This is a genomic window from Deinococcota bacterium, from assembly GCA_030858465.1.
GTDB lineage: Bacteria > Deinococcota > Deinococci > Deinococcales > Trueperaceae > JALZLY01.
In genome coordinates, this window is sequence record JALZLY010000338.1 from 1 (window position 1) to 9,398 (window position 9,398).

Here is a 9,398-nt window from a genome sequence, read left to right on the forward strand (position 1 = left end):
GGCCTGACGCATGAGCCTAGCTACGCGCTTTCTGGAGCAATCGATGTGGTACTTGAGCTTTAGGTCGGCGTGAATGCGAGGGGCGCCGTAGACACCTCGACTCTCCTCGTGAATCATCTTGATGTGCGCGAGCAGTTCGGCATCTGACAGGCTCCTTGCCGAGGGTCCTCTATGTTGCCAAGCATAGTAGCCGCTCTTCGAGACCCCGAAGAGCCGGCACATCAGGGCGACAGCGTGATTGGCTTTCTCTTGCTCCATGAACAGGTAGACCGCTACCGGGTCCTGCCGTACTCGCCCAGCTTGACTGGGTTGGTCTCTTGAGCAAAGAAAGCCGCGGCTTTTTCAGGATTTCCCGCTCCTCACGCAGAATACGGTTCTCCCGCTGGAGTCTTCTCAGCTCCTCGCGCTCGTCTTGACTAAGACCCATTCGGCTCTTGCCCTTGGAGGCGTTCTCACCGTTAGTCCGTCTGACCCACTCCCTCAAGGAGTTGGTCGATACGCCAAGGTCGGAAGCGATTTCTTGCAGGTTCTTCTCGCTCTGGTGATAGAGTCTGACCGCTTCGGTTTTGAACTCGGGGCGATAGGGAGGTTTGGATGGGGGCATTGTAGACACCTTCTCTTCCTGAGGATGCTACCTCAAGCGTTTAGGTGTCCACCAAACCGGGGCAACTCCAGGACCGCGGGCGCCGTGGGCAACCCTTGAGCCTGACTCAGGGTTGCTGGGGAACGCCGCCGTCGGCCAGCTGCTGCCAGGTTGCCCCTCTGTTCGTCGTGACATAAAGACTTTCGCTGTAGCTGCCCAGGTACATGCTGTCCTGCTCCTCGGGGTGAAGGGCGATGTAGCCTATGGCGTCATCCTCGAGTGCGAAGTCAAGCCGCGTCCACGAGGCGCCGTCATCGTCGCTTAGCAGCAACCCTGCCTCAGCCTGCGCGCCGTAGGCGACGATCCGTTCCGCGCGCTCAGTGCCGTAAGCAACCGCCGTTACGGGAGCTTCCGAGAAGAGCCGTTCCCACGAGCGGCCCCCGTCCGAGCTGCGCAGTAGACCCGCCTGTGTTCCCGCCAGCACGGTGTCCTGGTCTTCGGGATGCACGGCAAGGGACAAGGCGCCCCCGGCTTGCGCCAACGCCTCCGCGGGCAGAGCTTCCCAATTGCGGCCGCCGTCAAGGCTCCGGTAGAGGCCGCCGCTCCAGCCGTAGATGGCATCTCCGTTCGCTCTCTGAACGGCCACTGTGTGGAAATCAACTTGACCTTCTAAGGCAATGCTCTGCCAGGTGGCGCCGCTGTCTCGGCTGACCATGAAGCCTACCGGATTGCGAAGGTTACTGCCCGGCGCCGGATGGCCGCTCGAGTACAGCACGCCCTCTTCACTCGGGTGCGCCTGAAAGCCCATGAAGTCGTGGTTCACCCTGCTGACGTAGCGCCAGTTGCCTTCGGCATCGACATGAATGAGCCCCTGATGGGTGCTCACGTAGAGCTCACCGGGAGCCCAGGCCGGCGCCGCCAAACCGTGGACGTGCATAAAGCGCTCGACCGGCCTCGCTTCTGCCTCTCTGGATGCCGTAAAGAGCATGAGCGCGCCCAGCGCCACTACAAAGGCAGCTACGGCGCCTAGGAACCACAACCTTTTATCCGCAACCCAACGCTGCTTAGAGCTTTGCCTTCTGCTCGTTTTACCCGTTGTTGCCATCCCTAACCTCCTCAGAACTTTTAGGCTTACCAGCGGTGATCAGACGAAAAATACCAAGGCGCTCGAGCCTCACGGAATCAACGTTTTGAAAGCCCGCCGCGGCCACACTGGCACCGGTAGGGCGGTTGATGTTGACACCGCTGAGGCGCACGGTGAGCGGATTGAGCCAATCAAAGACCTTCGCTAAAACCCGTCCCGAAGGGCGCTGGTGCTCTAGGTAAGCGGAGCTTCGCTCAACTCGTCGTAGAGAGCTTAAATCCCGCAACCGCGGGCTCTTTAGCCTCTTCGAGCGCGGTGATCTGCTCGGCAAGGTTCGCCTGCTCCGCTTGCAAACGCTGAAACTCTGCCTGTAGCTCGCCGAGCCGCTGCTCGCGGTTGAGCGCAGCGTCCCCTTTCTTCGGCTGCGCCCCTGTCGAGCAGGCAATTCCGCCTTGCCCATCGTTCATGCTCTTCATGCCCCACATCATGACGAGCATCATGAGCGGACAGAGCGCCACAACGAGGAGCGGCAGGGTGGCTAGGGCCAAGCTCGGGTCAAAGAGGTAGATGCCAAGACCTACTGCGGCAACGCCTGCCAAGACTTTCCAGTTAAAGCACATCTTCATACGGTTCTCCTAAACAACAATCTCAAGCTTAACGAGGGAGTGCCAAGCCTGTACGGACGAACGGCGCGCTACCGATTCTCTGGCTGCTGAACCTGTTGCACCTCACCCGTGGTGGCATCCACCCTGAGGGTTCCCTGGGTGTCGCCGTCGCGGAAGCTGATGAGGTAAGCGTCGGCAGTAGCTTCAACCTGTTCAGTTTCAGCGCCTGGTGCATGCCCTGCCAAGAAGGCTCGAGCCAAGGTTTCAGCATCGGCTGGGCTATAGCGCACCGTAGTTCCAGGCTGCATCATGCCGGGTCCCATCATGCCTTGACCCATATCTTGACCCATCATGCCTTGACCCATCATCATACCCATCATTCCAGGCATCTCCTGCATCATGCTGGTGCAAAGTTCCACCATCTGCTGCATTTGTTCCTGCATCGGCATCATGTCGCCCATCATGCCGGGGCTTCTTTGGTTTCCGGGCTCAGCCATCATGCCCTGCGCTAGCGCCAAGGCCAGGACGAGTGAGGCCAGCACCAAACCTACGGTAACAGAGCGTTTCACAGCTTTCCCTCCTTAAAGGTCGCTTCTAATGCGGTCGAACTCTTCTTTGCCGATTTCACCCGAGGCGTAGCGGTGTTTGGCGAGCTCGAGCGCGTCCTCGTGCTGAGAGGTAGGTCCCTGTGGAAAGAGGACGTGGACAAGCCAGACGACGAACGCCATGACGCCAAGGAGAATGAGGAGATTCAGCAAGAGCCCGACTCCCATCATGCTTTGCCCGTCCATCACGGCTTACCTCCGTGAATACTGTAGTGCCGCAATGTTAAGCCTGTATAAAGCTTCTGGTCTGTTTGTTGTGTTGAGACGGTCCCTGAGCTCGAGTACGACAAACCAGTGTTGCCGCTATCCGGCTACCGCGTTAAGGAGTAGGTTGCTAGGGAATCTTCTGGTCCTCTTGCTCCCGGAACGCTTGGGCGCCCGACTGGCGCACCGTACGTAGGAGCCAAGCCATGGCAAAGAATGTCGTACAGGTCAGCACGATGGCCGCGCCCGAGGGCACGTTGCTGTAGTAGGAGACATACAACCCAGCAATGCCTGACAGGGTGGCGATAAGCGCCGCGATAAGCATCATGCGCGGCAAGCTGTTCGTCAGCAGCGCGGCGGCAGCGGCCGGGGTTACTAGCAAAGCGTTGATCAAAATGACGCCCACAGCCTGAATGCCCATCACGACGGTGAACGCCAGCAGCACCAGCAGCAGATAGCGCAGCCTGTCGGCGCGCAGGCCAATGACTTCGGCGTGCGTCGGGTCGAACGAGGTCAGTTCCAGCTCTTTATGAAAGGCGAGGAGGGCGAGCAGCACGATCACGGCCATGACCGCGATGACAACAAGATCGACAGGACTCACCCCGAGGATATTGCCGAAGAGGATGTGCGTCAGGTCGCGAAACGAGCGCTGGGTGCTCATGAGCACAATCCCCAAGGCGAACATGGCGGTAAAGAGAATGCCAATGGCAGTGTCCTCACGCACCACCTCGCGCCGCGACAAGGTGCCGATGCCGAGCGCGGTCAGTACCCCGGCGATCAGCGCTCCACCGAGCAGACTCCAACTGTTGAGGTACGCCACGACCAGTCCCGGCAGCACGGTGTGCGCCAGCGCATCCCCGATAAAGGCCATACGCCGCAGGACGACGTACACGCCGATGACGGCGCAGGTTAAGCCGACCAGGACAGCGGCCGCTAACGCTGTTTGCATAAAGGGATAACGGAAGGGCGCGATCAGCCAGTCCATACCAGCTCTTCTCCCACCCGCATCCCGGTGAACGCTCCCGGTGGTGGCGAGACTTCCCGCCCTCCGGCCAGGTAGAGCGCACCGTCGAAGTCCGCCTCGAGCCTCCCCAGGTCGTGCGTCGCGGTGACCACGGTCTTGGCCTGGCGCCCGAGGTTCGAGAGCACCTCCGCGATGACCGCGCGAGTGTCCGCGTCCACCGCGTTGAGCGGCTCATCGAGGAGAAGAAGATCAGCCTCCTGCGCCAGCGCGCGAGCCAGCAGAGCGCGCTGCTGCTGCCCGCCGGAGAGCTGCCCGATCTGGCGCTCCGCCAAGGCACTCAGACCCAGTTGTTCAATCACTCCGGCAACGACCTCACGGTCGTGATGACCGGGACGCCGCAGCCAGCCGAGGTGGACGTAGCGCCCGGTCAGCACTAGCCGCCGCAGACTGACGGGAAAGCGCCAGTCGATGTCGCCACGTTGAGGAAGGTAAACCACCCGGTGGTGGCAGGCGCCCACGGGATTGCCGTAGATAAGGAGGTTGCCGCTGCGTGCCGGAAGCAAGCCGGCAACGGCTTTAAGCAGCGTGGACTTACCCGCGCCGTTGGGGCCGACTAGCGCTACGCGCGCCCCCACCGGCACGCGCAGGTGAATGTTGCGGAGTGCGGGTCCGCTGCTGCCGGGATAGTCCACGCTGAGGTCATGCACCTCCAGGGCCGCGGCGCCCGTGACCGGATCAACGTGCCTGCGGCTGCTGTAGGCAAGGTTCAATCGTTGAGTACCTCGACGATCGTGGTGACGTTATAGCGCATCATATCGATATAGCTTGCGCCTTCGCTTCCCGGCGTGCCCAAGGCGTCCGTATAGAGCGGCGGCGCGACGCTGACCCCGGCTCCTGAGGCGACCCTTTCTAAGAGGCCGAGGTTGCTCACGTTCTCAGCGAAGATCGCGGGCACGCCTGCCGCCCGGATATCGTCAATCAGTGCGGCCAGTTCGCCTGCTGAGGGGTCGGCGACTTCCGTGGTCACGGAAGGGAGCACAGTTCCCACCACTTCGAAGCCGTAGCGATCGGCAAAGTAAGCGAAGGTGTCGTGGCTGGTGACCAGCCTGCGGCGGTCCTGGGGTAAGGTCGCAACCCGCTCCTCGACAAACGCGTCCAGCGCTTCAAGCTGAGCGATATAAGCCTCAGCATTGGCGGTATACCGGTCAGCATTACTTGGGTCAGCCTGAATAAGCGCATCACGGATGTTTTCTACCATAAGGACCGCGTTACGCACGTCGTGCCAGACATGGGGGTCGAACTCGCCGTGCTCGTCACCATGCTCGGCCCCTTCAGCCTGGTGCCCCGGCCCCTCTTCAGCCTCATGGTCCTCTTCGCCGTCGTGCTCTTCCTCTTCGCTTTCATGGTCATCTTCCGTGGTTAGCAGCCCGATTCCGTCAGTCACGACAACACGGGTAGCCGTTGACCCTGAAGAGGTATAGAGCCGGTCCAGCCAGGGCTCGAACTCTAGGCCGTTCTCGAAGATCACCTCGGCCTCACCGAGTGTGACGACCTCGGACGGCGTCGGTTCAAAGGTATGCGCATCCGTATCCGGTCCCACCAGCACGCTCAGGTCAATAGCGTCACCGCCGACGTTCTGCACAAAATCGCCCACAATGCTGTAGGTGGCGACCACCTTAAGAGCGTCGTTTTGGGCAAAAGCGGTTAAGCTGAGGGTGAGTACCACCCCTGCAAGCAGTTTTTTCATGATCAACCTTTCTCATTTGAAACGTGTGACACGTAACGTATCCTTCAGTTCGGCTAACTTGAACTTTGCCTCTTCACAAAGCCCTGCAAGGTGACAGAATGGTTTGTTGGTCTGGGGAAAGCCTCCTTAATGAAACATTGTTCTTATACTATCACAACACCCCCAGTTTAAAGCTTGTCATTTCCGCCACTAATCCTTTTGCTAGTCATCGTAGCCACCACGGAGCACGTACGGCCTGACAGCACGAGGACGTGCATCCATGCGTTTGTTGAGAGCACAATTCCATTTCGGCATCCCTAGCGAGCCACCTCATCTTTGGTAAACGGGGTTCATTGTACGTGCTCCGGTTCTTGTGTGCCGAAGGGTGACCGGAGAGCCGGTCTTCGGTTACGCCAGCAGCGTCTTCCTCAGCGCTCGGACGGAAGATGGGGCAGAGCACGTGGATAGGCTCAATAATCATGGCCTACTGGACCGCGTTCTCCCCGTCGAGCCCATCACAACCAGACTCCATGTGCATGACGTCAGCGCGCCGGTGCGAAGTCAGCAACAAGTTTAGCCTGCTCTTTTTGTGGGAGCAGCCTGAACTCGAGGCAGGGTAAACCAGAAGCTGCTACCCCCGCCCACCTTGCTCTCAACCCCGATCCGTCCTCCTTGCGCCTCGACGAAGTGCTTGGCGATGGTGAGGCCTATGCCGCTGCCACTATCGCCGCCGCGAGTCCTCGCCTTATCGGCGCGGTAGAAGCGGGTAAAGACCTGGGGCAAGTCATCCGGTGCGATACCTGCACCGGTGTCACTTACGCGAAATTCCGCTTCGCCCGACTTGAGTGCTCGCACGGCGAGGCGAACCTCACCCCCAGTGGGCGTGTGCCGCAAGGCGTTGGCGACCAAGTTGCTCAAGATTTGGCCGGTTCGCTGCACGTCCGCTAAAACGAGAAGCGAGGAGGGGAGTGGCTCCACGATGAGTTCAACTTGCTTCTGGAGGAACTGAAGTTGGAAGGACGCCGCCACCTGCTCGGCGAGCGTCGCGGCGCTGGTGGGAGAAGGACTCACAGTCTCCTGGCCGGCCTCGACTCTTGAAAGCAAAGAGAGGTCGTCAACCAGGCGTTCCAGTCGGCTGACTTGCCGCTTGCAGGATTCGAGCGTCTCTGCGTTCGCTTCGAACATGCCGTCCTCCAAGCCTTCGATGTAGCCGTGTAAGCTGCTGAGCGGTGTCCTGAGCTCATGGGCCACGTTGCCTAAAAGCTCCACCCGGCGGTGCTCGGTGTGCTCCAGCGCCTCAGCCATGTCGTTAAAGGACCTTGCCAGCTCGCCGATCTCGCCTGGGGCCTGCGCGTTCAGGCGCCCGTGGTACTGCCCCGCCGCGATGTGCCTGCTGGCGCGCTGCATCTGCTTGATAGGCGAGCTGATGCGTGAGCTGACAAAGAGGCTGACGGCGCCTGCGGCTACACCGGAAATGACCACGCCCCACACAGTCGCTTGCTGCATAGCGCGGCGATGTGCAGCCTTCAACTCGCTCTCCAACTGTTCCATCCCACTCATCAGCATTTCTGGCGCCAGCCCCAGGTGCTTCCAGTGCCAGTCAAGGAACACAGGTGCCAGCACCTCGCTAGCGACATAAAGGCTGACGCAACTCACCACGATGACGAGCAGGTAGGAAATGAGCAGGCGCCAGAATAAGGCCAGATCGCGCTTGAGCTTCATTTATGGTCCTCCCTGAACTTGTAGCCCACCCCCCGCACCGTCATGAGGACAGGCGCCCCTGGCGAAGCGCCTTCGATCTTCTGCCGAAGGTTGGAGATGTGGACATCCACCACTCGGTCCACACCTCCAAAATCGTTACCCCAGACCCGCTCCAAAAGTTCGTCGCGCCGAAACACCCGGCCGGGTTGGCTCGCCAGCGTATAGAGCAGGTCAAACTCAAGGGAGGTCAACGCGATTTCACGCTCGCCTACCGTAACGCTGCGGCTCGAGGGATCGATGACCAAGCTTGCCCGCTTGATCAGGTCCTGAGGGCGCCCCGTGAGCATCTCGTCCCGGCGCAGCATGGCTTTGACCCGGGCCACCAGTTCACGCGGGCTGAAGGGCTTGCTGACGTAGTCGTCGGCACCGGCGTCAAGGCCTATGATTCGGTCACTCTCCTCGCTCCTGGCGGTCAGCATGATGACCGGGGTGCGCTGCTCGCGGCGCAGGCGCTTCATGAACTCAAGTCCGTCTAGACCCGGCAGCATCCAGTCGAGCACGATCAGATTGGGGTACCTGTCGAGGGCTAAGGCCAAACCGGTAATGCCGTCTAGAGCCGTATCCACCTGATAAGCCGCACCCTCGAGGTAGGTTTGCACCACACACACAATGTCCGGGTCATCCTCTACAATTAAAATGCTTGGTACTGGCTTTGGCATGGTGGCTTTATCATACGGAGCGAGTGTAAAGCTACGGTAAAGCCCAAGTTTACCGTAGCATTAGCAGTCATATGTTACAGCTATATGAAGTGGACCCTTCTGTCAAGATGCTGCTGGCGAATTCCGCCACCCGAGCAGCAAGCCTCATGTAGAGGACAGAGCCACAAAAGACGACGTTCGAGTGCAGGCACGAGGGAGGTCAGCGAAATTGCCCACACCATCGCCGCTCAAACCATCCGCGTCACGGAACCCGACCAGGAAGCCAAACGCGTCAAAGCCGCCGAGCGGCAAGTGAAATTGGTCGGCAGGCTCTACACGCAACTCCAGGCCGTCACACAGGTCGAGCAACGCTGAGCGCGACTCGCGTTCGCCGCCACACCACCAACGCGCACGCCAATTCGCACAACGTCAGGAATGACGCGCCGCGTCGCTCACGCCGCACGGCCAGCTTCCTGTTCGCCAGCACCCACGCCAGAGTCCGCGCCACCCGCCAGCGATGACGGCCAAGTCGCTCCCTGGACTCCACCCCACGACGAGCGATGCGGGGCGTGATACCATGTGCTCGCCGGGCGCGACGGCAGCGGGCGCAATCGTATCCCTTGTCCGCGTGGAGTTTGTTGGGGTGTCGTTGTGGACGGCCTCGCTTACCGTTCCGTACGCCCTGTACGGCGTCCACGGTAGCTTCGAGGTGGCGTGAGCCGTGCACATTCGCGCCGGAGATAGTCACGCCGAGTGGGAGGCCCTGCGCGCGCTGAGTAGGTGAATCTTGCTGCCCTGCTTGCCGCGGTTCGAGGGGTTGGGGCCGGTATGTTCACCGCCGCGCGGGGCGGGAACACTTGCGGAGTTGAGCGTAGCGCGTGACCAGTCGAGCAGGTCGTGCTGGGCGGATCGAGGATGACGCGCAGGAGCTTGGTCCAGACGCCTTGCTTGCGCCATTCGCTGAAGCGGCGTTCGCACGTCTGACCGCTTCCGAAGCCGAGTGCGAGGGGGAGCTGCCGCCATGGAAGGCCCCAGCGGAGGATGTACAGGATGCCCGCAAGGGTGCGTCGGGGGTGGGTGCGGGGTTTTTGGGGTGGAATGACGGTTTGTGCGATGACCCAGAGGTCGTCAGGAACGAACTGCTCGACCATCGCGACAAGATATCCTCAACCCGTTCTGACCGCAGCCACTTACAGCTGTCTTCCGGAGCACCTGCGCGGTGTACAAG

Annotated in this window: 10 protein-coding genes and 1 pseudogene; all 11 read right to left on the reverse strand. The window is 60.6% G+C overall.

Annotated elements, in window-relative coordinates; genetic code table 11:
- Window positions 1–258: IS3 family transposase (locus M3498_16645; GenBank protein ID MDQ3460899.1), on the reverse strand; the 258-nt coding region annotated here is incomplete at its 3' end.
- Between the two features lie 452 nt (window positions 259–710).
- Window positions 711–1,622, reverse strand: a complete 912-nt coding sequence (locus tag M3498_16650; GenBank protein ID MDQ3460900.1) for a YCF48-related protein — start codon at window positions 1,620–1,622, stop codon at window positions 711–713.
- Window positions 1,623–1,921: 299 nt separating this feature from the next.
- Window positions 1,922–2,293, reverse strand: coding sequence for a DUF2933 domain-containing protein (locus tag M3498_16655; GenBank protein MDQ3460901.1), 372 nt, complete (start codon window positions 2,291–2,293; stop codon window positions 1,922–1,924).
- Window positions 2,294–2,361: 68 nt separating this feature from the next.
- On the reverse strand, window positions 2,362–2,841 hold the full coding sequence (locus M3498_16660; protein ID MDQ3460902.1) for a PepSY domain-containing protein: 480 nt from the start codon (window positions 2,839–2,841) through the stop codon (window positions 2,362–2,364).
- A 12-nt stretch (window positions 2,842–2,853) separates the two neighbouring features.
- Complete coding sequence (locus M3498_16665; GenBank protein ID MDQ3460903.1) at window positions 2,854–3,063, reverse strand: SHOCT domain-containing protein; 210 nt, start codon at window positions 3,061–3,063, stop codon at window positions 2,854–2,856.
- Window positions 3,064–3,211: 148 nt separating this feature from the next.
- The gene (locus tag M3498_16670; protein MDQ3460904.1) at window positions 3,212–4,066 is read right to left on the reverse strand and encodes a metal ABC transporter permease; all 855 of its coding nucleotides are present in this window, start codon (window positions 4,064–4,066) and stop codon (window positions 3,212–3,214) included.
- Complete coding sequence (locus M3498_16675) at window positions 4,054–4,815, reverse strand: ABC transporter ATP-binding protein (protein MDQ3460905.1); 762 nt, start codon at window positions 4,813–4,815, stop codon at window positions 4,054–4,056. Before M3498_16675 ends, M3498_16670 begins: the two co-directional genes overlap by 13 nt.
- Complete coding sequence (locus tag M3498_16680; protein ID MDQ3460906.1) at window positions 4,812–5,792, reverse strand: zinc ABC transporter substrate-binding protein; 981 nt, start codon at window positions 5,790–5,792, stop codon at window positions 4,812–4,814. Before M3498_16680 ends, M3498_16675 begins: the two co-directional genes overlap by 4 nt.
- 552 nt (window positions 5,793–6,344) lie before the next feature.
- Window positions 6,345–7,493, reverse strand: coding sequence for a HAMP domain-containing histidine kinase (locus M3498_16685; protein ID MDQ3460907.1), 1,149 nt, complete (start codon window positions 7,491–7,493; stop codon window positions 6,345–6,347).
- The gene (locus M3498_16690) at window positions 7,490–8,191 is read right to left on the reverse strand and encodes a response regulator transcription factor (protein ID MDQ3460908.1); all 702 of its coding nucleotides are present in this window, start codon (window positions 8,189–8,191) and stop codon (window positions 7,490–7,492) included. The genes M3498_16685 and M3498_16690 overlap by 4 nt, the downstream gene beginning before the upstream one ends.
- Window positions 8,192–8,522: 331 nt before the next feature.
- Window positions 8,523–9,321, reverse strand: a pseudogene (locus M3498_16695) (IS5 family transposase).
- Window positions 9,322–9,398: the final 77 nt, after the last annotated feature.

Bases quoted from the DNA above. Each gene is read 5' to 3' on its own strand.
- M3498_16655 (MDQ3460901.1), bottom strand. From the start codon at position 2,293: ATGAAGATGTGCTTTAACTGGAAAGTCTTGGCAGGCGTTGCCGCAGTA.
- M3498_16665 (MDQ3460903.1), bottom strand. From the start codon at position 3,063: ATGGACGGGCAAAGCATGATGGGAGTCGGGCTCTTGCTGAATCTCCTC.
- M3498_16670 (MDQ3460904.1), bottom strand. From the start codon at position 4,066: ATGGACTGGCTGATCGCGCCCTTCCGTTATCCCTTTATGCAAACAGCG.
- M3498_16680 (MDQ3460906.1), bottom strand. From the start codon at position 5,792: ATGAAAAAACTGCTTGCAGGGGTGGTACTCACCCTCAGCTTAACCGCT.
- M3498_16685 (MDQ3460907.1), bottom strand. From the start codon at position 7,493: ATGAAGCTCAAGCGCGATCTGGCCTTATTCTGGCGCCTGCTCATTTCC.
- M3498_16690 (MDQ3460908.1), bottom strand. From the start codon at position 8,191: ATGCCAAAGCCAGTACCAAGCATTTTAATTGTAGAGGATGACCCGGAC.